Here is a 24,220-nt window from a genome sequence, read left to right as displayed (position 1 = left end):
GGCGCTTGCCGCCTTACCGGCGTGGATCATCCTTACCGGCGTGGATCATCGTCCTGAGCTTGTTCTGAAAAATGGTGGTCGGGGAGACAGGATTCGAACCTGCGACATCCTGCTCCCAAAGCAGGCGCGCTACCAGACTGCGCTACTCCCCGACGAGGGGCGGCCTTAGCGGGGAAGCGCGCGTCCCGTCAATCGCCGATCATCCGATCAGTGAAAGAATAACCATAAAAGCAGGATGATGGGGATCGGGACGCCGATCAGCCACAATAATATGCCCTTACCCATGGCGATGTCTCCTTATGTCGTAAGGATATAAGCGGCGAAGGGGCATGGATGTTCCGCAGGCGATGCGGCGGACGTCGGCACAAACAAAAAGGGCGGACCAAAAGGCCCGCCCTTCGAGAATCTCGCAAATGCGAAGATTACATCGCGTTCGAAGCGTTCGTCGCAACGTTGGCGGCGTTAGCAGCAACGTTCGCAGCGTTGGCAGCGTTGTCGGCAGCGTTAGCGGCGTTTTCGACAACGTTTTCGACGACGGCGTTCGAAGCGTTCGCGGTCTCGTTAGCCGGCTTCTCACCGCAAGCGGCGAGGGCCATCAGGCTGGCCGAAGCGAAAACAGCAGCGATCTTCTTCATTGTGTACGGCTCCCATAGCATTATGCCGCGTCTGGCACGTTACAAATGTGACCCTACGCGAGCGACCCGCATTAACGTGTGCGATGCACAAATCAATGCTTTTCTGCGCCGGTGAAACGATGGAATCACGCGACAGGGCGTTGTCTACTATAAAAGTCTAGTTAACGCCCATGGATTCTGTTGCATTGGCAACGGCATCCAGTGTCACTGCCCAAGCCGCGACATTTTGTCGCAACTGTTCCGGATCGACCTTGTCCAATGTATCGTCGGGCGTGTGATGCAGGTCGAAATAGCGGGTGCCATCCTGTTGCAGGTCGATCACCGGCACACCGGCCTTCACCAATGGCGCAATATCCGCGCCGCCGCCCGCTTCTTGCGTGCTGGCGCCCACGCCCAGTGGCGCGAGCGCAGCCGCCACGCGCTTCGCCAGCGCCTCATGCCCCTGCGGCAGTTTGAAATCGACACGCCAGATGCGGTCCGCGCCGAAATCCGATTCGATCGCCAGCGCGTGCTTCTCTGCTCCATGCGCCTTATAATAAGCGCGTGCGCCGTCGCCGCCGACTTCCTCCGCGCCCGCCATCAGCACGCGGATGGTGCGGCGCGGCTGGCCTGCCTTCGCGACCTGTAGCGCGGAAGCCGCCGCAATGCCGCAGCCGGTCGCGTCATCGATCGCGCCGGTGCCCTGGTCCCAGCTGTCGAGGTGACACGCCGCCACAACAACGCCCGCCGCGGGATCGCTGCCGGGGATTTCGGCGATCACGTTTCCGGACGGCTGGTCCTTCAGCATCTTCGACGTCAGCGTCAGATGGACCTTCACCGGCTGGCCGCGCTTGATGACGCGGGCCAGTTGCTCGGCGTCCGGCACGCTCAGCGCCGCCGCCGGGATCGGCGTCACGCCGTCCGCCCACATCTGAACGCCGGTGTGGGGCACGCGATGATGATCGGTGCCGATCGATCGGATCAGGATGGCGATCGCGCCTTTTTTCGACGCGATGCTCGGCCCCTGCCGCCGCGCCGCGCCGAAATAGCCGTAGGAGGAGCCGTCCTGCGTCGCCTTCATGCCATGATCGACAAAGGCGATCTTGCCCTTGAGCGCGGCGGCGGGCGCGGCCTCCAGATCGGCGATGCTGGGGAAATAGACGACGTCGCCCTCAATGCCTTTTTCGCCGGTCGATCCACTATTGCCCAGCGCCGCCAGCACCAGATTTTGCGGGAAGGGCGACACTATGCGCGCTTCGTCCCGCCCGCGCACCCATACCGGCATAGTATAAGGTTCGGCGCGGACGTTGGCGAAGCCCAGTGCTTTCAGCTTCGCCACCGCCCAGTCGCGGGCGCGCGCTTCCTGCGGCGTACCGGCGGGGCGGGGACCGACTTCGGTGGTCAGCCCTTCGGTAAAGGCGAAGGCGACATCGTCCTTCAACGCCGCGTCGCGAATCGCGGCGCTGTCCGCTGGCGCGGCCAATACGAAAGTCGGGGTGAAAATGCTGCCAAGGAGAAGGGCGGCGAGCGTGCCCGATCGGATTTTCTGCATGGGTGGGAGCGTAGCGGGCCATCACCCATTTGCCAATGCGTCCCGCCTCCGCTAACTCCGCGCCAAATCCTCTTATCCTACCGTTGGAGCTGCCCGAACATGTCCGCCTCCTCGCAATATGCCTATGTCATGAAGAGCATGACGAAGACCTTCCCCGGCGCGGCCAAGCCGGTGCTGAGTGACATCAACCTGCAATTTTATCGCGGGTCCAAGATCGGTATCGTTGGTCCCAACGGCGCGGGTAAATCGACCCTGATCAAGATCATGGCCGGGATCGACACTGACTTTTCGGGCGAAGCCTGGCCGGGTGAGAATATCACGGTCGGCTATCTGCCGCAGGAGCCGCAGCTCGATCCCGCCAAGAGCGTGCTGGAAAACGTCAAGGACGGCGCGCGCGACATCGCCGACAAGATGGATCGCTTCAACGAGATCAGCAATATCATGGGCGACCCGCCGGAAGACGTCGATTTCGACGCGCTGATGGAAGAAATGGGGACGCTGCAGGAACAGATCGACGCGGTCGATGGCTGGTCGCTCGACAGCCAGCTGGAATTGGCGATGGAAGCGCTGCGCTGCCCGCCGTCGGACTGGTCGGTCGAAAGCCTGTCGGGCGGTGAAAAGCGCCGCATCGCGCTGACCCGCCTGCTGATTCAGAAGCCGGACATTCTGCTGCTGGACGAACCGACCAACCATCTGGATGCCGAAAGCGTCACCTGGCTGGAAAATCATCTGAAGGAATATGCCGGCTCGGTGCTGATGATCACCCATGACCGCTACTTCCTGGACAATGTCGTGGGCTGGATCCTGGAACTCGATCGCGGGAAATATTTCCCGTACGAAGGCAACTACTCCACCTATCTGGAGAAGAAGTCCAAGCGCCTGGAGCAGGAAGATCGCGAAGCGACCGGCCGCCAGAAGGCGATCAACGACGAGCTGGAATGGATACGGCAGGGCACCAAGGGCCGCCAGACCAAGTCCAAGGCGCGTATCAAGAAGTTCGAGGAACTGGTCGCGGGCCAGAATAACCGCTCGCCCGGCAAGGCGCAGATCGTCATCCAGGTGCCGGAGCGGCTTGGCGGCAAGGTGATCGAGTTCAAGGGCATCACCAAGGCGTTCGGCGACAAGCTGCTGTTCGAAGATCTATCTTTCCTGTTGCCCCCGGGCGGCATCGTCGGCGTCATCGGACCGAACGGCGCGGGCAAGTCCACCTTGTTCAAGCTGATCACCGGGCAGGAAACACCAGACGCGGGCGAGATCGATATCGGTTCGACCGTGCGCCTGGGCTTTGTGGACCAGAGTTGCGATCATCTGGACGGGTCGAAAAATGTCTGGGAAGAAGTGTCCGACGGCCTGGATTACGTCAAGGTCAACGGCCACGACATGTCGACCCGCGCCTATGTCGGCGCCTTCAACTTCAAGGGGCAGGACCAGCAGAAGAATGTCGGCAAGCTGTCGGGCGGTGAACGCAACCGCGTCCACATCGCCAAGATGCTGAAAAAGGGCGGCAACGTGCTGCTGCTCGACGAACCGACCAACGATCTGGACGTCGAAACGCTGGGCGCGCTCGAAGAAGCGATCGAGAATTTCGCGGGTTGCGCCGTGGTCATCAGCCATGACCGCTTCTTCCTCGATCGCCTCGCGACCCACATCCTGGCGTTCGAAGGCAACAGCCATGTCGAATGGTTCGAGGGCAATTTCGAAGCCTATGAAGAAGACAAGCGCCGCCGTCTGGGCGATGCGGCGGATCGTCCGACTGCGCTTGCGTATAAGAAGCTGACGCGCTGATTCACGATCGACGCCGGTCCAGAAGGACGGTTTGAAAGGATAGACTATGACGGATCTGGTCCCGCCCTATCGGGCGGATCATGTCGGATCGCTGCTGCGTCCGGCTGCGGTAACCGCGGCGCGCAAGGCGTTTTTCGAGGATAAGAGCATCGGTCGGGAGGCACTGACCGCCGCCGAGGACGCCGCAATCATCGATGCGGTCAAGATGCAGGAAGCGGTCGGCCTCAAGGTCGTGACCGACGGCGAAATCCGCCGGTCCTTCTGGCATTATGATTTCATGGGCGGGCTGACCGGCTTCGACCTGGAACAGCGCGATCCGGAGGACGGCGCGCAATTCCATGGCGTGAAGCTGCGCCCGACCTTCCCGGTGATCAACGGCAAACTGGATTTCCCGGCGGATCACCCGATGCTGGATCATTTCCGGTTCCTGGCGGCCAACACCAATGTAACGCCGAAAATCTCGATTCCCGGCCCGAGCTGCTGCCATTTCCGCACGGCCAAGGCGGACATCCGCGTGCCCGAATATGCCGATCTGGACGTGCTGTTCGCCGACCTGTCCGCCACCTATGCAAAGGCGGTCGCGGCCTTTTACGACGCGGGTTGTCGCTATCTGCAGATGGACGACATCTTCTTCGCCTATCTGTGCGATCCCAAGCATCGCGCGCAAAAGATGGCGGAGGGCATCGATCCCGACTGGCTGATCACTGCCTATGCGCAGATGATGCAGGACGCGATCAAGGATCGCCCGGCCGACATGCTGATCGGCATGCATATGTGTCGCGGCAATTTCCGTTCCACCTGGGCGGCTGAGGGCGCTTATGATCTGGCGGCCGACGCGATCTTCAACCAGACCGGCGTCGATCTGTTCTTCATGGAATATGACAGCGAACGCGCGGGCGGGCTGGAGCCTTTGCGTTTCCTGGCGAAGGGCAAGCAGCGCGTCTATCCCGGCTTCATCACCACCAAGACGCCGGACCTGGAGCCGATCGAGCAATTGCAGCGCCAGATCGAAGAAGCAGCGAAATATGCCGATATCGATCAGTTGGGTATCGCCCCGCAATGCGGCTTCGCATCGACCGAGGAGGGCAACGCCATCACCCCCGACGAGCAGCAGGCCAAGCTGGATCTGGTGGTCCGCACCGCCAAGGCGATCTGGGGCGAGGCCTGACGAAGGAACGCGGTTGCAATAAACGCAATCGGTGCCTTTTCCTTTGCACTTGTCGTGATAACGCTATCATTGCATAGAGATCCTGCCTTTCAGGCATCCTCTCCTAAAACTTTACGGGCTGGTCCTCACGGATCGGCCCTTTTTTGTGCGTCGGGGATAGGGAACGGTTAGACGGTCGGGCGTTTTTCGAAGGTGGCGATGTTGTCGACGGGATAGTCACGCACATCGATTCGCGCCACCTGCGCGGCGGGCGGACCGCTCTCGGCTAAGGTGATGAACTGATCGACCGTGCCGCTATCCCCTTCGATCACGGCCTCCACGCAGCCATCGGCGCGATTGCGGACCCAACCGACAAGGCCAAGGCCGCGCGCCATCTCGACCGTCCAGGCCCGATACCAGACGCCCTGCACCTTGCCATGGATCATCAGATGGCGGGCGACCACGGCCATTATTTGACCCGCTTGATCCAGGTCTGGCCGCCTTCGCGCACTTCGGTGATGAAATTGGGGATGGCGGCAATCAGGTCGGACAGCCGCTTATAGCCGTAATTGCGCACGTCGAAGCTGGAGCGATTGCCCACCCGCTGCCCCACCGGACCCAGCGCCACGAAGCCACGTTCGTCGCGCTTCGCTTCATCATAGGCGTCGATCAGCAGGCGCACGACTTCGGCATCGACCGTCTTGGCGGGCGTCGGCGCGGCGGAGGCGGGCGTGGCAGCGGCGGCTTTCAAGGGCGCAGCTTGCGGCGTGGCAGCCTTGGCGGGAGCCGCGGCCTTTACCGGCGCCTTGGTCGCCACCGGCACTTCGGCGGGTTTCAATGCCGCGACGTTCAGGAATTGCGTACAGGCGCGGCGGAAGCCTTCGGGCGTGTTGGCCGACCCAAAGCCATAGACCGGAATACCCTGCTGCCGGATGCGCGTCGCCAGCGGGGTGAAGTCGCTGTCGCTGGACATCAGCCCAAAGCCATCGACCCGGCCCGACGCCATCAGGTCCATGGCGTCGATCGTCATCTTCATGTCGGTGGCGTTCTTGCCCTTGGTCAGGTCGAACTGCTGCTGCGGTTCGATCGCGTGGGCGACCGACAGCGCCGCCCAGGTCTTGAGCGTCGTCTTGCTCCAATTGCCATAGGCGCGGCGGATGTTGACCGTGCCCAGTTCCGCCAGCACGGTCATGACCGAATCGAAATGCGCCGCCGACGCATTGTCCGCATCGATCAGCAGAGCAATATTGCCCCTGCCTTCCTGTAACAACGCCATGGCGCCTTATCCCTTCATGCGGGCGAGAAGGCGCCGCTATCCTCGTCCAAAATGTTGAGCACGCCGTCGGCAATGGCGAAGAAGCTGCCGACCAGCTTCAATTCGCCCTTGCGCTCCTTCGACTGCACGCAGGGGAAGGTGCGCAGGTTGGCCAGGCTGACCTTCACCGCTTCCTGCTCCATCGCGCGCTCGACCGTGCGGTCGCGCTGGTCGCCATATTGTTCGACCACCACGTCGCGGGCATCGTCCAGCAATTCGATCCAATTATGGATGAAGCCGCCTTCGCCCGGCGGCGCGTCCTTCAGATCCTGGCTGAGCGCTGCCTTGCAACCCCCGCATTTGCCGTGGCCCATGACGACGATCTCGCCGACCTTGAGCACCTGCACCGCAAATTCCAGCGCGGCCGACACGCCATGATAGCCCGGATTGGTTTCGAACGGCGGCACCAGCGCGGCGACGTTGCGCACGACGAAAATTTCACCAGGGCTGGTGTCGAAAATCTGCGCTGGATCGACGCGGCTGTCGGAACAGGCGATCACCATGACGCGGGGGCTTTGCCCTTCGTTCAGTTCGTCCCACCGTTCGCGCTGTTCGCTCCAGCCGGTGGTGCGGAAACGGCGATAGCCTTCGAGCATGTCGGTAAAATCGGTCATGGACGGGGATGTGCCGCACAAATAGGGGGCTGGCAAGAGCGGTCCTGCATCGCTATCTGGAGCGCATGAACGACATCAGCCCGATCCCCATGCCCGGTCAGCCCGCAAGCCCGGAACGCGCCCGCAAGCCCGACTGGATTCGCGTCAAGGCGCCGACCAGCCCCGCCTATCATGAAACGCGCAAGCTGATGCGCGACAAGGGGCTGAATACGGTGTGCGAGGAAGCGGCCTGCCCGAATATCGGCGAATGCTGGACCAAGAAGCACGCTACAGTGATGATCCTGGGCGACGTTTGCACCCGCGCCTGCGCCTTCTGCAACGTCAAGACCGGCATGCCGCGCAAGGTCGACGTCAACGAACCGCAGAATTTGGCGGATGCCTGCGCCGAAATGGGGTTGGAGCATATCGTCATCACCTCGGTCGATCGCGACGACCTGCCCGATGGCGGCGCATCGCAGTTCGTCAAGGTGATCGAGGCGCTGCGCCGCACGACGCCCAATACGACGATCGAAATCCTGACGCCCGACTTCCGCAACAAGCATGAGCGCGCCGTAGAAATGATCGTCGCCGCCCGGCCGGACGTCTATAATCATAATCTGGAGACGGTTCCGCGCCTCTATCCGACCATCCGCCCCGGCGCGCGCTATTATGCGTCGCTGCGCCTGTTGGAGTCGGTGAAGAAGCTGGACCCGTCGATCTTCACCAAGTCCGGCATCATGCTGGGCCTGGGCGAGGAGCGGCTGGAAGTGCATCAGGTGATGGACGACATGCGATCGGCCGACATCGATTTCCTGACCATGGGCCAATATCTCCAACCCACGCCCAAACACGCCAAGGTGATCGATTTCGTGACCCCGGCGGCGTTTAACGCCTATGCCGGGATCGCGCGGGCCAAGGGCTTTCTGCAGGTCGCCTCCTCGCCGCTCACCCGGTCCAGCTATCATGCGGGCAAGGATTTCGCCGAGATGCGCGCCGCGCGCGAAGCGAAACTCGCCAAGGCGGCCGCGAAAGTCTGATCGGCCCATGCCCAAGCATAATGAAACGCGCCATCTGCCCTACACACCGGCGCAGATGTTCGACCTGGTATCGAACGTGGAAGCCTATCCTGAATTTCTGCCCTGGATCAGCGCGATCCGGGTCCGATCCGACGATGATACGGAAATGGTCGCGGACATGATCGTGGGGTTCAAAGGCGTGAAGGAAAGTTTCACGTCGCGCGTGCACAAGAACCGGCCGGACCATGTTCGCGTCGATTATCTCGACGGGCCGCTCAAGCATCTGCACAATGAATGGGCGTTCCGCGACGACGGGCAGGGCGGCGTGCTGGTCGATTTCGAGGTCGAATTCGAGTTCAAGAACCGGCTGTTCGAAATGCTGGCCGGCCAGTTTTTCGACAAAGCACTCCGCAAGATGATCGGCGCGTTCGAAACCCGCGCGGCGCAGCTTTACGGCGCGGGTGCATCCGGCAGCAGCAGTTCGAGCGCGCACAGCGCCGCCTGAAGGCGGACGCCGCCGCGACCGTTATTTTCGAAATGCCGCATGTCGGCCACGACTTTGTCCGCGCTGGCGCCGCGTTCGGCGCGGGCGAAGACGACGGTGCCGACCGGCTTCTGCTCGCTGCCACCGCCCGGCCCGGCAATCCCGGTGATCGCGACCGCGACATGGGAGTGGCTTTTCTTGAGCGCACCCTGCGCCATCGCCCAGGCGGTAGCGATGGAGACAGCGCCGAACGTATCCAGCACATCATGCGACACTTTGAGAAGTTCTGCCTTCATATCATTGGAATAGGCGATAAATCCGGCATCGAACACGTCCGACGAACCGGCAATCTCCGTCAGGGCCGCCGATACCAACCCGCCGGTGCAGCTTTCCGCCACGGATATGGTCCGTCCGGCGCGCCGATTGGCGATGATGACCTTTTCGGCAAGTTCGACCAACTGGGCCGGCAGGACTGTATCTAACATGGGGTCAAGATAGCGCGGGAAGGGAGAGGGTGGCAACCGCTTGTGCGGCAATACCTTCGCGCCGCCCGGCAAAGCCCAACCGCTCCGTCGTCGTCGCTTTCACGCTGACCCGGTCGATCGGGACGGCGAGTATTTCAGCGATGCGCGCGCGCATGGCGTCCCGATGCGGGCCGATCTTGGGCGCTTCGCAGATGATGGTCAGGTCGATATGATCGATCACGCCGTCTCGCGCCGTCACCCGATCGCGCGCATAGGCCAGGAAGCGGTCGGACGACGCGCCGCGCCATTGCGGATCGGACGGCGGGAAGTGGCTGCCGATGTCCCCATCCGCCAGCGCGCCCAGCATGGCGTCCACGATCGCGTGCAGCGCCACATCGGCATCGCTATGCCCCGCCAGCCCATAGTCGTGCGGCACCAGCACGCCGCCCAGCCAAAGCTCTTCATCGGGCGCAAGGCGGTGGACGTCATAGCCCATGCCGACGCGGGTTGTGCGCGGCGGCGCCAGTCGCGCTTCGGCGCGGGCGAAGTCTTCGGCGTAGGTCAATTTGTCCAGTCTTTCATCGCCTTGCACCAATATGACGTCATGGCCCCAGCTTTTAAGGATCTGCGCGTCGTCGGTCGCTTCCTGCGCGGCGTCCCAGTTCCGATGCGCCGCCAATATGGTGTCGAACCGGAAGGCCTGCGGCGTCTGCACCCGATGCAATCCAGCGCGATCCACGCTCTCCGCCATCGCGCCGCCCGTCGCGCGCACCAATGTATCGGCAACGGGCAGGGTGGGGATGGCGCCCGCCGCGCTTTCCAACGCCGCCAGCAACCGGTCGATCACCGCGCCCGGCAGGAAGGGCCGGGCGGCATCATGGATCAGCACGATATCCGCACCGCCCGCCGCCGCAATCGCCTCCAGCCCCGCGCGCACCGATCCGCGCCGGACCTCCGCGCCGGTTACGAAGGTCGCAGTCCGATCGCCCAGCAGTATGCGCGCAGCCGCCTCCTGGCCGTCGCCCAATACGCTATAAGTCTCGGCGATCGCCCCATGCGCCGCCAACGCATCATAGGCATGCGCCAGCACGGCCTTGCCCGCCACCATGCGAAACTGTTTGGGCACGTCGCCACCCGCCCGGCTGCCCTGGCCTGCGGCGACGATCAACGCGACGATCTTGCTGTTGGATGTCATGATGCGGCGCATAGCCGGTCATGGGACGGATCGAAAGGGGGACAGCCTTGCCGTCCGACCCATTTTCCGCTAAGCGCTGCCTGTTTTTTAGGCACTCTTCCAAAGTCAGATCATGCGCACGCTTTCTCCCATCGCCATCGGCCCGATCACCATCGACATGCCGGTCGTACTCGCCCCGATGACCGGCGTGACCGACATGCCGTTCCGTACGCTGGTACGCCGCTATGGCTGCGGCCTTAATGTGACGGAAATGATCGCCACCGCCGCGATGATCCGGGAAACGCGCCAGTCGTTGCAAAAAGCCGCCTGGCATCCGCTGGAGGAACCGGTTTCGATGCAGTTGGCCGGTTGTTCGCCCATGGAAATGGCCGAAGCCGCCAAGCTGAATGCCGATCGCGGCGCGGCGATCATCGACATCAATATGGGTTGCCCGGTGAAGAAGGTCGTCAACGGCGATGCAGGCAGCGCTCTGATGCGCGACCTGCCGCTCGCCGCCGCGCTGATCAAGGCGACGGTGGAGGCGGTGGACGTGCCCGTCACCGTCAAGATGCGGATGGGCTGGGACCATAGCAGCCTCAACGCCGCCGAACTGGCGCATATCGCCGAGGATCTGGGCGCGCAACTCATCACGGTCCATGGCCGTACCCGGTGCCAGATGTATAAGGGGTCGGCCGACTGGGCCTTCATCCGATCGGTCAAGGAGGCGGTGAAGCTGCCGGTGATCGCCAATGGCGATATCTGCTCGATCGAGGACGCCGATACTGCGTTGGAGCAAAGCGGCGCGGACGGCGTGATGATCGGGCGCGGCGCTTATGGTCGGCCCTGGTTGATCGGCCAGGTCATGGCCTGGCTGACTGATGGCACGCGCCTGCCCGATCCGACATTGGCGGAACAATATCGTGCGATCGTAGAGCATTATCATGCGATGCTCGATCATTACGACAGCTATACCGGCGTCAATATGGCCCGCAAGCATATCGGCTGGTACACCAAGGGGCTGCCCGGATCGGCCGAGTTCCGTAACAGCGTCAATCAGGAACCCGATGCGAAGACCGTTCTCGACATGCTGGCCCGCTTCTACGAGCCGCTGATCGCCACCGGCCTCCACCCGGCGGAATTGCGCCGGGCCGCATGAACGGTGCGCTGACGTCCCTGCCTCCGCTGCGCATGGCCCAGGACGGGCCGTCACTGAGCGAACAGATGACGGCGCTGCCGGTGGCGACATTGATCGTAAAGCCGGACAACAGCATCGCCGAAGCCAATGTCCGGGCCGAAACCCTGCTCAATATGGCGCGGTCGGCGATCATCGGCAGCGACGTGGCGCGCACCATCCGCATTGCGGAGGCCGGTGCGCGCTTCGACATCTGGCACAGCAACAAGCCGATCGCCGCCTACGACATAAAGGTCCATGCCGGGCGCACCGCCGAGATGGAGGTCGACCTGATGATCGCGCCGATCGTCGATCATGACGGCTGGCGCGTCGTGTCGCTCCATGCCCAGAGCCAGGCGCGCAAGATCGGCCATCGGGGCACGTCAGGCGGTGCGCGGTCCGCTATGGGGGCCGCCGCAATCCTGGCGCATGAGATCAAGAACCCGCTGTCGGGCATCCGGGGCGCGGCGCAATTGCTGGAAGGCGGGCAGGGCGGTCGGGACGCGGCGCTGACGCAATTGATCTGCAACGAGGTCGATCGCATCGCCGCGCTGATCGACCGGATGCAGGATTTCACGACCGACCGGACGCTGGAATGCGAGGCCGGCAACATCTATCCGCTGATCGACCGGGCCGCCGGGATTGCTGCTGCCGGGTTTGCAAAACATATAAGGATCATAAAACATTATGATCCATCTTTGCCATTCGCCAACATCAATGACGACGCTCTGGTGCAGGTGATGATCAACCTGCTCAAAAACGCCGCCGAGGCGCTGGAGCATCATGAAACACCCCGTATCCGGGTGGAAACCGCGTTTCGTCATGGCGTGTCCGTCATGGTCGGCGATGGCAAGGGCAGCGCGGTGTTGCCGATCGAAATCCTCGTCATCGATAATGGACCCGGCGTGCCTGAACATATTCTCGACCATCTGTTTAACCCGTTCATCACCGGCAAGCGCGATGGGCAGGGGCTGGGCCTGGCGCTGGTCGACAAGCTGGTGCGCGATATGAGCGGCTTCGTCCAATATAGCCGCGATGTGGAAGCGGGCGAATCCACCTTCCGCATCCTCCTGCCGATGGGGATGGGATGATGCCCGCGACTGGCGCGATATTGGTGGTCGATGATGATCCGGCGATCTGCGTGGTGGTGGGCGAAGCGCTGCGACGGCAGGGCCACCGGGTCAAGACCGCTGCCTCGATTCGCGAACGCGCCATGCTGATGGACAGCTTCGCGCCCGACGTGCTGATCACCGACGTCATGCTGCCGGATGGCGATGGGCTGGACGGCGTGGCGGATATCTTGGCGACCAAGCCCGACCTCAACGTCATCATCCTGTCGGCGCAAAATACGCTCAACACCGCCATTCGCGCCACGGAAAAGGGCGCGTTCGAATATCTGCCCAAGCCCTTCGACCTCAACGAACTGACACGTGCCGTCGCCGATGCGCTGGGCACGCGACAGAGCGCGGAAGAGCAGGGGAGTGATGTCGGCCTGCCCCATGACGGCCTGCCGCTGGTCGGCCGATCGCCCGCGATGCAAGAGGTGTACCGCACCATCGCCCGCGTCCTGTCCAACGATCTGTCGATCCTGGTGCTAGGCGAATCGGGCACTGGCAAGGAACTGGTGGCCGAAGCGATCCACAGCCTGGGCCAGCGCCGCACCAAGCCTTTCGTTGCGATTAATATGGCCGCCATACCGCGCGAGCTGATCGAAGCAGAACTTTTCGGTTATGAAAAGGGCGCCTTCACTGGCGCGCACGCTCGCACCGCCGGCAAGTTCGAGCAGGCGCAGGGCGGCACGCTCTTCCTGGATGAAATCGGCGACATGCCGATGGAGGCGCAGACGCGCCTGTTGCGTGTGTTGCAGTCCGGTGAGGTTACGACGGTCGGCGGGTCGAAGCCGGTGCGGGTCAATGTCCGCATTATCGCCGCCACCAACAAGGAATTGTCGCAGCTGATCGAGGACGGGCGTTTTCGTCAGGATCTCTATTACCGCCTCAACGTCGTGCCGATCGCCCTCCCGGCGCTGCGCGAACGGCGCGAAGACGTCATCCTGCTTGCCCGCCATTTCCTGGAACGGGCGGCCCAAGAAGGCTTGCCGCGCAAGTCCCTGGCCGACGATGCGGCGCAGTTGCTGATGACCTATCATTGGCCGGGCAATGTCCGCGAACTGCAAAATCTGATGCAGCGCCTGTCAGTGCTCAGCCGTGAAAATGTCATCACGGACGAGATTTTGCGCCACATGCTGCCGATGGACGCGGTCCCTGCCGACTATGCCGCGCCGACGGATCAACTGGCCCATGCGGTGCGCGACTGGGCCAAGCGGCAGCTGGGCATCGGTCTGGCCCATCCTAACCGCGCGCTGCATGACGATCTGCTGGGCGTGGTGGAGCCGATTCTGCTGCAGGAAGTCCTTGCCAGCGTCGATGGCAACCAGATCCGGGCGGCCGGGCTGCTCGGCATCAATCGCAACACGCTGCGGAAAAAGCTGACCGATTACGGGCTTGATCCCATGCAGCTACGGCTGACCGATTGACCAGTATCGCGCGGCGCTCAGGGCGAACCGAAGACTTAGTTCGACCAGCGACAGCCATTTGCGCAAATACTGTGTTTGAACGGGCACTAGGGTTGTTGTAACAATGCCACTATGAGCGGCGCGACCACATACCCGAAGCGGGCACAGGCACGGCGCAGGCCGTTGCCGCATTTCCTGCGCAAGGGGCGATTGATCGCACTGGTCGAGGGCGTCACGCTCGCCCTGTTCGTGGGCATGGCCGGGCTGACCTATTATCTTCTGTCAGGTGGCGGACAAAGCTACGCTCTGCTCACGCCGCCGATCGTCGCGCTGCTGCTGGTCGCGAACCTGGTCCCGGCTATCGCCCTGCTGGTGTTGCTGGGCCGCCGCGTCGCCAAGCGGCGGGCAGCGCAATCGGCGATCGGCAGCGATGGGCAGTTGCACGTGCGGCTGGTCGCGATCTTCTCGATCGTCGCCAGCGTGCCGATGCTGCTGGTGGTGATTTTTGCGTCGCTGCTGTTCCAATATGGCGTGCAATTCTGGTTTTCGGACAGCGCGCGCGGGATGCTGCAAAATGCCGGCGATCTGGCGCGCGGCTATTATCAGGCGAATTTGCGCGAAGTCGGCGACGAAACCGTCACCATGGCGGGCGATCTGCGCGACTATCTCAACCAGTCGAAGGTCAACAGTCCGCGATTTGCCGAAGGCTTCATCTATCAGGTCGTCACTCGCAAGCTGAACCGCTCCGCGATCATCGAAGTCGGCAAGGACGGCATCGCCCGCACCGCCGCGACGGTCGATCCGGAAAACCGGCCCGCCGGCGCCATGCTGACGCCCGATGTCATCAGGCGCCTCGCCGCGGGCGAAAATGTCGTGGTGCAGGCGCGGCCCAACCAGATCGAAGCGGTCACGCTGCTCTACCCGTCATCGAAAATATACTTGTTCGCCACCCGCAACGCGGAAAGCTGGTCGTTCAGCAACGTGGCGCGCGCGCAAAAGGTGATTGCGGATTACGACCAGTTCGCGGCGCAATCCCGTGCACTTCAGTTGCGTTTCAACGTCGCTCTGTTCGTGGGATCGTTGCTGCTGGTCGGCATCGCCGTCTATATCGCGCTGGCCGTCGCCGACTGGATGGTCCGCCCGGTCAACGAACTGGTGACGGCCGCCCGGCGCATCACCGCGGGCGACCTGTCCGCTCGCGTCACAAGTCCGCTGGCGCGCGACGAAATCGGCACGCTGGCCGCCGCCTTCAACCGCATGACCCAGCGGCTGGAAGCGCAGACCGGCGCGCTGGTCGCCGCCAACAGCCAGTTGGACGAACGCCGCGCCTTTATCGAAGCGATCCTCTCGGGCGTCAGCGCGGGCGTGTTGTCGGTCGACTTCCATGGCGTAGTGCAATTGCTCAACAGCTCCGCCGCCGCCATCCTGGTCGATGAAGCCGACGATCCGGTCGGTCGTCCGCTAATCGACGTGTCGCCCGAATTGGCCGAATTCATCGCGTCGGAGGAGGGGGCCGGCATCGTTCAGGTCCGCGCCCATGGCGACTTGCGCACCCTAGCGGTCAAGCGGTCGCAGGATGCATCGCGCCATATCCTGACCTTTGACGATATCACCCAGCAATTGTCGGATCAGCGTCGCGCCGCCTGGTCCGATGTCGCCCGGCGGATCGCGCATGAGATCAAGAACCCGCTGACCCCGATCCAGCTCGCCGCCGAACGGCTGCAGCGCCGTTATGCAGGCGAAATCACCAGCGATAAGCCGACCTTCACGCGGCTTACCGGCACGATCGTGCGGCAGGTAGGCGACCTGCGCCGCATCGTGGACGAATTTTCCTCCTTCGCCCGTATGCCCAAACCGGTCTTCCGCCGCGAAGCCGTCGGCGACATCGCGCGCCACGCCTTGTTCCTGCATGAGGTCGCGCATCCGGATATCCGTTTCGAATATCAGGCCGACAGCCCGGATATCGACTTGATATGCGACCGGCGGCAATTGGGGCAGGCATTGACGAATATCGTCAAGAATGCCGTAGAAGCGATTGAACAGAAGCCGGTTTCCGAGGATGGCGGTCCTCATGGTCATGTCCGCATGACGCTGGCGCAGGCGGACGATGCCGTTATCATCACGGTGCGCGACGATGGCATCGGCCTGCCGCCCGAACGGGACCGTATCCTGGAACCCTATATGACGACGCGCACCAAGGGGACGGGTCTGGGCCTCGCCATCGTCAAGAAGATTGTCGAGGAACATCTGGGGGAAATCCGCTTCGATGATGCGCCGGGTGGCGGCGCATCTGTGACCCTGCGCTTTGCCGCGGGTGCGCTGGAAAAACTGGAAGAGGGGCAATCTATCGCCCCGCCAAAAGGAAAAGTGACGGCCAATGGCGCTTGATATTCTGATAGTCGACGATGAAGAGGATATTCGCGATCTGGTCGCGGGCGTCCTGGAAGATGAAGGCTTCACCACCCGCACCGCCGCCAATAGCGACAGCGCGATCGACGCGCTCGATGCCCGTCGCCCCTCGCTCGTGCTGCTGGACGTCTGGCTGCAGGGATCGCGGATGGACGGACTGGAACTGCTGGACGAAATCAAGCGGCGCGACGCGACCATTCCGGTCCTGATGATCTCCGGCCATGGCAATATCGACACCGCCGTCGCCGCCATTCGCAAGGGCGCGGCCGACTTCATCGAAAAGCCGTTCGAGGCCGATCGTCTGCTCCATCTCGTATCGCGTGCCACCGAAACGGAACGACTGCGCCGTGAAAACCAGGTGCTGCGCGCCCGTTTCGGCCAGGATGACGAGCTTACCGGCACGTCGGCGTCGATCAACGGCGTGCGCGCGACGATCAAGAAGGTCGCGGGCACCGGCAGCCGCGTGCTGATTTCCGGCCCCGCCGGCGTGGGTAAGGAAGTCGCGGCGCGGATGCTCCACAGCTGGAGCGGCCGCGCCGACTCGCCCTTCATCATCGTCGCCGCCGCGCGCATGGACCCCGACCGCGTCGAGGAAGAATTGTTCGGCTTGGAAGACGCCAGCGGCCTTGTCCGCCCCGGCTTCCTGGAACAATCGCATGGCGGCACGCTCTATCTGGACGAGATTGCCGACATGCCGATCACGACGCAGGGCAAAATCCTGCGCGTGCTGACCGATCAGAGTTTCAACCGCGTCGGCGGCCAGCGGCAGGTGAAGGTGGACGTGCGCGTCATTTCCTCGACCGCGCTCAACCTGGCGCATGAGATTGAGGAACGGCGGTTCCGCGAAGACCTGTTCTATCGCCTCAACGTCGTCCCGCTCGCCATCCCGCCGCTGTCGGAACGGCGCGACGATATTCCGCCGCTGGTCGAACATTATCTCGCCCGGTTTGCGGCGGAACGACGCGTACCTGCCCCGGAAATCGCCAGTGACGCCATGGCAGCACTGCAGGCCAATGAATGGCCGGGCAATGTGCGCCAGTTGCGCAACGTGATCGAACGTACGATGATCCTGGCGCCGGGCGACCGGATCGGCCGCATCGAACTGGACATGCTGCCTGCCGAACTGACCAGCGGCGGCGGCGGGGAGGGGATGGGCCAGTCCGCCATCATGGGCGCGCCTTTGCGCGAAGCGCGCGAAAGTTTCGAGCGCGAATATCTGCGTATCCAGATCCGCCGCTTTTCCGGCAACATATCGCGCACCGCGACCTTCATCGGCATGGAGCGGTCCGCGCTGCACCGCAAACTCAAGCTGTTGGGCATTACGGAGGGCAAGGACTGAGGCAAGCGGGGCGTTGCAGCCAAAGGATTGCCGAACTTTTGCCAAAGCGCATCTGCGCCATGGACGCCCCTTCGCAATTGCGATAGGATCAAGGTAGTTCCCGACAGGCGGGAACAGGCAAGACACCCTGCTTAAGGGTGCGAGAGCGGGTAACGTCCCGCCAAGAATAAAGGACTGGCGACGACCATGGCCGACAAAGTGAACAACCTTCAGGATATCTTCCTCAACAGCCTGCGCAAGACCAAGACCCCGGTGACCATGTTCCTGGTCAAGGGCGTGAAGTTGCAGGGCATCATCACCTGGTTCGATAATTTTTCCGTGCTGCTGCGCCGCGACGGCCAGTCGCAGCTGGTCTATAAGCATGCGATTTCGACGGTCATGCCGGCCCAGTCGATGGACCTCACTGACCTGCGCAAGGCCAGCGATGGCAATGGCAAGGGCAAGCTGCTGCAGGAAATCTTCCTCTCGGCCGTCCGCAAATCCGGCAGCCCGGTGACGATGTTCCTGGTGAACGGCGTCATGCTCCAGGGCGAAATCGCCGCCTTCGACCTCTTCTGCATGCTGCTGGAACGCGATGGCATGGTGCAGCTGGTGTATAAGCACGCCATTTCGACGGTCCAGCCGCTGCACGCGCTCGACCTTTCGGGCGAAAACGAACAGGACGATTGATCGCATTCCTGTCTGATCGAATAGCATCGCCATGCTCCCGCGCAGGCCGGAGTCCAGTCGCCATGTCGGCGCTGGGCTTCCGCCCGTTCGGGAGCATGCTGCATTTTAAGGCGTTATAGTGCCATGGCCATATTCAACCGCGATTCCGAAGATGAAGTGGCGCACGGCGCACGCGCCGTCGTCATCCATGCCGAAACTCATGGAGGCGACCGCCGCGACAGCGACGCCCGGCTGGAAGAAGCGCGCGGCCTGGCACTTGCCATCGGCATCGACGTATGCGCCGCCCAGGCCTTCCGCGTCCGCGACCGCAAGCCTGCGACGCTGTTCGGCAGCGGGCAGGTGGAACAGATCGCTACCCTCGCCCGGCAGGAAGAGGCCGAACTGATCATCATCGACAATAGCCTGTCGCCGGTCCAGCAAAGCAATCTGGAAAAGGCGTGTGAGGCCAAGGTCATCGACCGGACCGGGTTGATCCTGGAAATCTTCGGCGAACGCGCCGCCACCAATGAAGGCCGCCTTCAGGTCGAACTCGCCCATCTCGATTATCAGGCTGGCCGACTGGTACGCAGTTGGACCCATCTGGAGCGGCAGCGGGGCGGCTTCGGCTTCCTTGGCGGTCCTGGCGAGACCCAGATTGAGGCGGATCGCCGCATGATCCGCGATCGCATGGCAAAGATCCGCAAGGAACTGGATCAGGTCACCCGCACCCGCGGCCTGCACCGCGCCCGGCGGCAGCGCGCACCCTGGCCGGTGATCGCGCTGGTCGGCTACACCAACGCCGGAAAATCGACGCTTTTCAATCGGATGACCGGTGCTGACGTCATGGCGGAAGATCTGCTGTTCGCCACGCTCGATCCTACCATGCGCCAGATCGCGCTACCGGGCCTGGACAAGGCGATCCTGTCCGACACGGTCGGCTTCGTTTCCGATTTGCCCACCCAGTTGATCGCGGCGTTTCGCGCGACGCTAGAGGAAGTGCTGTCCGCCGACCTCATCGTCCATGTCCGCGACATCGCGCATCCCGATAGCGATGCACAGCGCGACGATGTGCTCGACGTGCTGGGCGAACTCGGCGTGGCAGGCGAAGCCGCGCTGGAACGCAGGGAAGGGGAACCGCCTGCGCCGCCGATCCTGGAGGCCTGGAACAAGCTCGACCTGCTGAGCGAAGAGGATGCCGCGCTGGCTCAGGAAACCGCCGCGCGTCGCGACGATGTGGTGATCCTGTCGGCGCTGACCGGGGAGGGGGTCGATACGCTCCAACGCGTGATCAGCGACCGCATGACCCGTGGTGCGAAAGTCTATGGCCTGCGCATTCCTGTCTCCGACGGCGCGACGATGGCCTGGCTGCACGAACATGGCGAAGTGCTGTCGAACAGCGTCGAAGCCGAAGAAAGCCGCGTCGACGTGCGCCTGTCCGACGCCGCCTTCGCGCGCTATTCCAAGCGGGGGTCGGAATAAGCTATTCGCACGGTTCCCCGGCGAAGGCCGGGGTCCAGCCCTAAGCTATGAACTGCTCCCGGCCCTCGCGCCACCGTCATCCCTGAACCGATTTTTCCCGCTGCTTCGCCCGCTGCCAAAGCGCTTCCTTGTCTTCCAGCGGCAAGCCCACAAACGCCTCCCCAGCCATATCCTCCATCGCCCGAAACCGTCGGTCAAACTTGGCATTGGCTTTACGCAGCGCCGTTTCCGGATCGACCTTCAGATGGCGTGCGAGGTTGACCACCACGAACAAAAGGTCGCCAACCTCTTCCTCGCGCTCGTCCTGCGTCCGCGCCGCCTGCACCTCAGCCACTTCCTCGGCGATCTTGTCGAATACGCCCACCGTATCGGGCCAGTCGAAGCCGGTTCGTGCCGCCCTGTTCTGCAATTTTTCGGCGCGCAGCAATGCGGGCAGGGCGATCGCGACACCAGCCAGTGCGCTAGGATCGGGGTCTTTCTCGGCGCGCTCGGCCGCCTTGATCATCTCCCATTGGGCGTGCCCGTCCTCACGCCGCGTATTGTCGCCAAAGACATGGGGATGGCGCCGGATCATCTTCTGCGTGATCGCGTCGATCACATCCTGCAGCGCAAAATGCCCCGCCTGTTCCGCGATCCGGCTATGGAACGCCACTTGCAGCAGCAGATCGCCGAGTTCGTCGCGCAGGGCGTCCATGTCATGACGCTCGATGGCGTCGGCGACTTCATAGGCTTCCTCGATCGTATAAGGCGCGATCGACGCGAAATCCTGTTCGATGTCCCACGGGCATCCGCTGTCAGGATCGCGCAGCCACGCCATGACGTCGGCAAGCGGCATGATATCGGCGGGACTGGCGTTGGGCATGGTGCGATAGACTCTAATTAGGGATGTCACCGCCGATAGAGCGTGTCACGGAGGATGACCAGACGTCCCGTCACCCCCGCATCACCATAAGTACGATAATATATCTTATGTTAAATAGAGCCAGAGTTGAAACTGCGAGCAACTGTCCAACTCGCTGTCGCACGCATGCGCTCAATCCTCCCGGATCTGGCTATGCACCGCCGTGTCGCGCATCTTCACATAGACGATCAGCGATATGGCGATCATCACCGTGACATAGATGTAAAATGCCGGTTCCATCCCGGCCTGCTTGAACCACAACGCCACAAACTCTGCGGTTCCGCCAAACATCGTGTTCGCCAGCGCATAAGGCAGCGCCACGCCCAGCGCCCGGATATGCGCGGGAAACAGTTCCGCCTTCACCACCGCGTTGATCGACGTATAGCCGGTGACGATGATCAGTCCCGCCATCACCAGCAAGCCCGCAACCAGTGGATCCTTGGTGACGGCCAGCGTCGCGAAGATCGGATAGGTGCATAGCACGCCCATCACGCCAAAGCCGATCATCAGCGGCTTGCGCCCGATCCGGTCGGACAGCGCGCCCGCGACCGGCTGCAACAGCATGAAGGCGAACAGCGTCGCCGCGTTGATCTGCGATGCGACTTCCCGGCTCAACCCGCTGGTATTCACCAAGAATTTCTGCATGTAGATGCTGTAGGCGTAAAAGGCGATCGTTCCGCCCGCCGTCAGCAGCATTACCGTCAGCGTTTCGCGTGGATGCTTGGTGACCAGTTCGACAAAGCCCGATTTCGGCGCGCCCGCCGCCTTCGCCACCGTAAAGCTCTGCGTCTCCGCCAGTCCCCGCCGCAACCAGAAGACGATGATCGCCAGCGCCCCGCCGATGAAGAAGGGAATGCGCCAGCCCCAGGCATCCAGCTGCGCCTCGCTCAGCGTCGCTTGCAACAGTAGCAGCACGCAGATCGCCACCAACTGACCGGCGATCAACGTCACATATTGAAAGCTGGAAAAGAAGCCGCGCCTGTTCTTGCCCGCCATTTCCGACAGGTATGTCGCGCTCGCGCCATATTCGCCGCCGATCGACAGCCCCTGCATCAACCGGGCCAGCACCAACAGCGTGGGCGCCGCCACGCCGATCGTCTCATAGCCCGGCGTCACCGCGATCAGCAGCGACCCCGCGCACATCAGCGCGACCGACAGCGTCAGCCCGCTCTTACGCCCATGGCGATCGGCATAGACCCCCATCAGCCAAGCGCCGATCGGCCGCATCAGGAAGCCGACCGCAAAGATGCCCGCAGCGCTCAGCAATTGCGCGGTGCGATCCTCGCTCGGAAAGAAATGCGGCGCGAAATAGAGGGTGAAGGCGGAATAGGCATACCAGTCATACCATTCGACCAGATTGCCGGTGGACCCGCCGATAATGGCCTTGAGCCGTTGGGCCTGGGTCGGTGCCGTGCCTTCGGTCATGGCGTCAGCACCATCGCGCCATCCTGCACGCCCCAGCTTTTCAATCGAGACAGCATGTTCATACCGATCACATTGACCTCTCCAAAAGCGGGTGAGACGACGACCGGCAGGTCGCTGGCCGTGATCGGCCCGATGCGCAGCGCGGCGATGCTGGATCGCTTCGCCTCCACCTTGCCATTGGCGGTCGTCATGACGACGCCCGGTTCGCCGACATCATAGTTGAGGCCAACCGCGCGCGCCGTGTTGGCCGACAAGGCCGTGATCGTTGCGCCGCTGTCGATCAGGAAGCGGGCGGGCGTGCCGTTGATCGTCGCCTCCACCCAATAATGGCCGTCCCGCGCCACCGGGATACGCAGCGTCTGTCCTTCAGCGCGAGCCGCTGGCAGCGCAGCGGGCGTATCTTCCGGCGTTGCAACATCCCCCTGCTCCGCCCAACGCCCGGTCAAAAACCCCTGCCGCTGCGCGAACGTAAACAACGCCAGCAACCCGACGAAGATCGCCACCCACAGCAACGCCATCCGCAGCACGCTGCCCCAAGCCAGTCGCCGACCGATCAATGCAGACCCCACGAGCACAAGCGCCAGCACATACCAGATGGTCGATGCCGCCTGATCCGTGCCGTCCATCAAGCCCCCTGCTCGTTCATATCCAATTCCACCACCAGACAGTCATAGCCCGGTTCCACGCCCTTGGGGAGGGTGCTGCACAGGCGCGCATAATCCATGCTCTGGTCCATATGGGTCAGGATGGCGCGCCCGGGCCGGGTCGCCGCCACGCCCTCCAGCGTCAGCGCCAGATGCGGATGGGTCGGATGCGGTGCCTCCCGCAGGGCGTCCACTACCCAGACGTCCAGCCCGGCATACAGCGCCAGCATGTCGGGGGTCAGCGCATGGAAATCAGTGGCATAACCGACGGATCGTCCACCATGGGTGAAGCGGAACCCGGTCGAAAAAATATCGCCATGCGGCTGATCGACACAGGCAATGTCGATGTCGCCGATCCGCAGCGCATCGGGCAGGACATGCGCGTCCACGGTAGGATGATAGCCATTGCGCCCTTCGAACGCATAGCTGAAGCGCTGGGTCAGCAGCTTGAGCGTCTGCGCCCGCGCGTAGCCGGGCACGGGGCTGCGGCGATGGTGGAAAAGTTGCCGGACATCATCGATGCCATGGCTATGGTCGGCATGATCGTGGGTCCACAATATCGCGTCGATCTGGACCACATCCGCCGCCAGCAGCTGCGCCCGCATATCCGGCGAGGTATCGACCAATATCCGGGTCGTCGGGCTTTCGACCAATATCGACACGCGCGTCCGCCGGTTCTTCGGTTCGGCCGGATCGCATGTGCCCCAGTCATTGCCGATCCGGGGCACGCCGGACGATGTGCCGCTGCCCAGGATCGTAAGTTTCAGGCTCATGCGACCTTCGAGAACAGAGTACGGAAATTGGCCGATGTCGCCGCCGCCAGTTGCTCGATGCTTTCACCGCGCAGGGTAGCGAGGAACCTGGCGGTATCGGCGACAAAGGCCGGTTCGCACGGCCGCCCGCGATGTGGCACCGGCGCCAGGAAGGGCGAATCCGTCTCTACCAGCAGCCGGTCGAGCGGCAACCGCGCCGCCGTCTCCTGCAAATCCTTGGCGCTCTTGAACGTCACGATGCCCGAAATACTGATGTAGAAACCCAGGTCCATCGCCGCATCGGCAAAGGCGCCGCTGGCGGTGAAGCAATGGATGACCCCGGAATAAGCCCCCTTCCGCATCTCTTCGCGCATGATGCTGAGCGTGTCCTCCTCCGCGTCGCGGGTGTGGACGATCAGCGGCAGGCCGGTTTCGCGGGCGGCAACGATATGCGACCGGAAACTCTTCTGCTGCCGGTCCCGGTCGCTATAGTCGTAATAATAGTCGAGACCGGTTTCGCCGATCCCCACCACGCGCGGATGCGCTGCCCGTTCGACCAGCTTGGCGGTATCGATATGGGGATGCTCATCTGCTTCATGCGGATGGATGCCGACCGTCGCCCACACGTCCGGCTCCCGCACGGCGGTGTCCAGCACATCATCCCATTCGCTCTCGCGCGTGGCGATATTGAGCATCAGGTCGACGCCCGCCGCGCGCGACCGGTCCAGCACATTGGCCTGATCCTCGATCAAGCCTTTGTAATTCAGGTGGCAATGGCTGTCGATCAACATGG

23 protein-coding genes and 1 tRNA gene are annotated in these 24,220 nt (G+C 62.9%); 11 read left to right on the top strand and 13 right to left on the bottom strand.

The window, feature by feature from the left end; genetic code table 11:
* Window positions 1-75: 75 nt before the first annotated feature.
* The 3 genes from U5A89_RS11295 to U5A89_RS11285 all read right to left on the bottom strand — a co-directional run bounded on the left by U5A89_RS11295 (window position 76) and on the right by U5A89_RS11285 (window position 2,166).
* Window positions 76-152 (bottom strand) — tRNA-Pro (locus U5A89_RS11295).
* A gap of 270 nt (window positions 153-422) precedes the next feature.
* Window positions 423-635 carry a hypothetical protein gene (locus U5A89_RS11290; protein WP_338161226.1) on the bottom strand — a complete coding sequence of 71 codons (213 nt, stop codon included), beginning with the start codon at window positions 633-635 and terminating at the stop codon, window positions 423-425.
* 157 nt (window positions 636-792) lie between these two features.
* Window positions 793-2,166: a M20/M25/M40 family metallo-hydrolase gene (locus U5A89_RS11285; protein WP_338161225.1), complete on the bottom strand. Its 1,374-nt coding sequence runs from the start codon at window positions 2,164-2,166 to the stop codon at window positions 793-795.
* A gap of 99 nt (window positions 2,167-2,265) precedes the next feature.
* Here U5A89_RS11285 and ettA point away from each other — a divergent pair, with 99 nt between their 5' ends.
* Together ettA and U5A89_RS11275 are read left to right on the top strand one after the other, a co-directional pair.
* Window positions 2,266-3,951 (top strand): energy-dependent translational throttle protein EttA, encoded by a 1,686-nt coding sequence (gene ettA, locus U5A89_RS11280; protein ID WP_338161224.1) that lies wholly within the window; start codon window positions 2,266-2,268, stop codon window positions 3,949-3,951.
* A gap of 46 nt (window positions 3,952-3,997) precedes the next feature.
* On the top strand, window positions 3,998-5,119 hold the full coding sequence (locus U5A89_RS11275; RefSeq protein WP_338161223.1) for a 5-methyltetrahydropteroyltriglutamate--homocysteine S-methyltransferase: 1,122 nt from the start codon (window positions 3,998-4,000) through the stop codon (window positions 5,117-5,119).
* Between the two features lie 167 nt (window positions 5,120-5,286).
* Here the strand turns inward: U5A89_RS11275 and U5A89_RS11270 are convergent, their stop codons facing one another.
* From U5A89_RS11270 to U5A89_RS11260, 3 genes are read right to left on the bottom strand one after another with little or no spacing between them, the layout of a single operon-like run.
* Entirely contained in the window at window positions 5,287-5,568 is a 282-nt protein-coding gene (locus U5A89_RS11270; RefSeq protein WP_338161222.1) for an acylphosphatase, read from the bottom strand.
* On the bottom strand, window positions 5,568-6,374 hold the full coding sequence (locus tag U5A89_RS11265; protein ID WP_338161221.1) for an NYN domain-containing protein: 807 nt from the start codon (window positions 6,372-6,374) through the stop codon (window positions 5,568-5,570). Before U5A89_RS11265 ends, U5A89_RS11270 begins: the two co-directional genes overlap by 1 nt.
* A gap of 14 nt (window positions 6,375-6,388) precedes the next feature.
* Complete coding sequence (locus U5A89_RS11260; RefSeq protein WP_338161220.1) at window positions 6,389-7,027, bottom strand: carbonic anhydrase; 639 nt, start codon at window positions 7,025-7,027, stop codon at window positions 6,389-6,391.
* 8 nt (window positions 7,028-7,035) lie between these two features.
* On the opposite strand from U5A89_RS11260, the gene lipA reads away from it, so the two are divergent.
* Together lipA and U5A89_RS11250 are read left to right on the top strand one after the other, a co-directional pair.
* The gene (gene lipA, locus U5A89_RS11255) at window positions 7,036-8,043 is read left to right on the top strand and encodes a lipoyl synthase (protein WP_338161219.1); all 1,008 of its coding nucleotides are present in this window, start codon (window positions 7,036-7,038) and stop codon (window positions 8,041-8,043) included.
* 7 nt (window positions 8,044-8,050) lie between these two features.
* Window positions 8,051-8,527 (top strand): type II toxin-antitoxin system RatA family toxin, encoded by a 477-nt coding sequence (locus tag U5A89_RS11250; protein WP_338161218.1) that lies wholly within the window; start codon window positions 8,051-8,053, stop codon window positions 8,525-8,527.
* On the opposite strand, the gene U5A89_RS11245 is transcribed toward U5A89_RS11250, so the two are convergent.
* Together U5A89_RS11245 and U5A89_RS11240 are read right to left on the bottom strand one after the other, a co-directional pair.
* A complete protein-coding gene (locus U5A89_RS11245; RefSeq protein WP_338161217.1) occupies window positions 8,473-8,991 on the bottom strand; it encodes a CinA family protein in 519 nt (172 codons plus the stop codon). The two genes, U5A89_RS11250 and U5A89_RS11245, sit on opposite strands and share 55 nt — an antisense overlap.
* Window positions 8,992-8,995: 4 nt before the next feature.
* Window positions 8,996-10,177 carry a bifunctional 2-C-methyl-D-erythritol 4-phosphate cytidylyltransferase/2-C-methyl-D-erythritol 2,4-cyclodiphosphate synthase gene (locus U5A89_RS11240; RefSeq protein WP_338161216.1) on the bottom strand — a complete coding sequence of 394 codons (1,182 nt, stop codon included), beginning with the start codon at window positions 10,175-10,177 and terminating at the stop codon, window positions 8,996-8,998.
* Window positions 10,178-10,277: 100 nt separating this feature from the next.
* On the opposite strand from U5A89_RS11240, the gene dusB reads away from it, so the two are divergent.
* From dusB to hflX, 7 genes are all read left to right on the top strand, one after another.
* Window positions 10,278-11,300: a tRNA dihydrouridine synthase DusB gene (gene dusB / locus U5A89_RS11235; protein ID WP_338161215.1), complete on the top strand. Its 1,023-nt coding sequence runs from the start codon at window positions 10,278-10,280 to the stop codon at window positions 11,298-11,300.
* Window positions 11,297-12,406, top strand: a complete 1,110-nt coding sequence (locus tag U5A89_RS11230) for a two-component system sensor histidine kinase NtrB (RefSeq protein WP_338161214.1) — start codon at window positions 11,297-11,299, stop codon at window positions 12,404-12,406. Before dusB ends, U5A89_RS11230 begins: the two co-directional genes overlap by 4 nt.
* A complete protein-coding gene (gene ntrC, locus U5A89_RS11225) occupies window positions 12,406-13,851 on the top strand; it encodes a nitrogen regulation protein NR(I) (RefSeq protein WP_338163017.1) in 1,446 nt (481 codons plus the stop codon). Before U5A89_RS11230 ends, ntrC begins: the two co-directional genes overlap by 1 nt.
* A 111-nt stretch (window positions 13,852-13,962) precedes the next feature.
* Window positions 13,963-16,218 carry a sensor histidine kinase gene (locus tag U5A89_RS11220; RefSeq protein ID WP_338161213.1) on the top strand — a complete coding sequence of 752 codons (2,256 nt, stop codon included), beginning with the start codon at window positions 13,963-13,965 and terminating at the stop codon, window positions 16,216-16,218.
* On the top strand, window positions 16,208-17,578 hold the full coding sequence (ntrX, locus tag U5A89_RS11215) for a nitrogen assimilation response regulator NtrX (protein WP_338161212.1): 1,371 nt from the start codon (window positions 16,208-16,210) through the stop codon (window positions 17,576-17,578). Before U5A89_RS11220 ends, ntrX begins: the two co-directional genes overlap by 11 nt.
* A 174-nt stretch (window positions 17,579-17,752) precedes the next feature.
* The gene (hfq, locus tag U5A89_RS11210) at window positions 17,753-18,247 is read left to right on the top strand and encodes an RNA chaperone Hfq (protein ID WP_224546293.1); all 495 of its coding nucleotides are present in this window, start codon (window positions 17,753-17,755) and stop codon (window positions 18,245-18,247) included.
* A gap of 123 nt (window positions 18,248-18,370) precedes the next feature.
* Entirely contained in the window at window positions 18,371-19,705 is a 1,335-nt protein-coding gene (gene hflX / locus U5A89_RS11205; protein WP_338161211.1) for a GTPase HflX, read from the top strand.
* A gap of 76 nt (window positions 19,706-19,781) precedes the next feature.
* On the opposite strand, the gene mazG is transcribed toward hflX, so the two are convergent.
* The 5 genes from mazG to U5A89_RS11180 all read right to left on the bottom strand — a co-directional run bounded on the left by mazG (window position 19,782) and on the right by U5A89_RS11180 (window position 24,218).
* A complete protein-coding gene (gene mazG, locus U5A89_RS11200) occupies window positions 19,782-20,567 on the bottom strand; it encodes a nucleoside triphosphate pyrophosphohydrolase (protein WP_338161210.1) in 786 nt (261 codons plus the stop codon).
* A gap of 171 nt (window positions 20,568-20,738) precedes the next feature.
* Window positions 20,739-22,031: an MFS transporter gene (locus U5A89_RS11195; protein ID WP_338161209.1), complete on the bottom strand. Its 1,293-nt coding sequence runs from the start codon at window positions 22,029-22,031 to the stop codon at window positions 20,739-20,741.
* Window positions 22,028-22,657, bottom strand: a complete 630-nt coding sequence (locus U5A89_RS11190) for a retropepsin-like aspartic protease family protein (RefSeq protein WP_338161208.1) — start codon at window positions 22,655-22,657, stop codon at window positions 22,028-22,030. The genes U5A89_RS11195 and U5A89_RS11190 overlap by 4 nt, the downstream gene beginning before the upstream one ends.
* Window positions 22,657-23,448, bottom strand: coding sequence for an MBL fold metallo-hydrolase (locus U5A89_RS11185; protein WP_338161207.1), 792 nt, complete (start codon window positions 23,446-23,448; stop codon window positions 22,657-22,659). Before U5A89_RS11185 ends, U5A89_RS11190 begins: the two co-directional genes overlap by 1 nt.
* Window positions 23,445-24,218: a TatD family hydrolase gene (locus U5A89_RS11180; protein ID WP_338161206.1), complete on the bottom strand. Its 774-nt coding sequence runs from the start codon at window positions 24,216-24,218 to the stop codon at window positions 23,445-23,447. Before U5A89_RS11180 ends, U5A89_RS11185 begins: the two co-directional genes overlap by 4 nt.
* Window positions 24,219-24,220 lie beyond the last annotated feature (2 nt).

The organism is Sphingobium sp. HWE2-09 (assembly GCF_035989265.1).
GTDB lineage: Bacteria > Pseudomonadota > Alphaproteobacteria > Sphingomonadales > Sphingomonadaceae > Sphingobium.
Note: the sequence above shows the minus strand (reverse complement) of the source record. Positions and strands in the feature narration are given on the sequence as shown.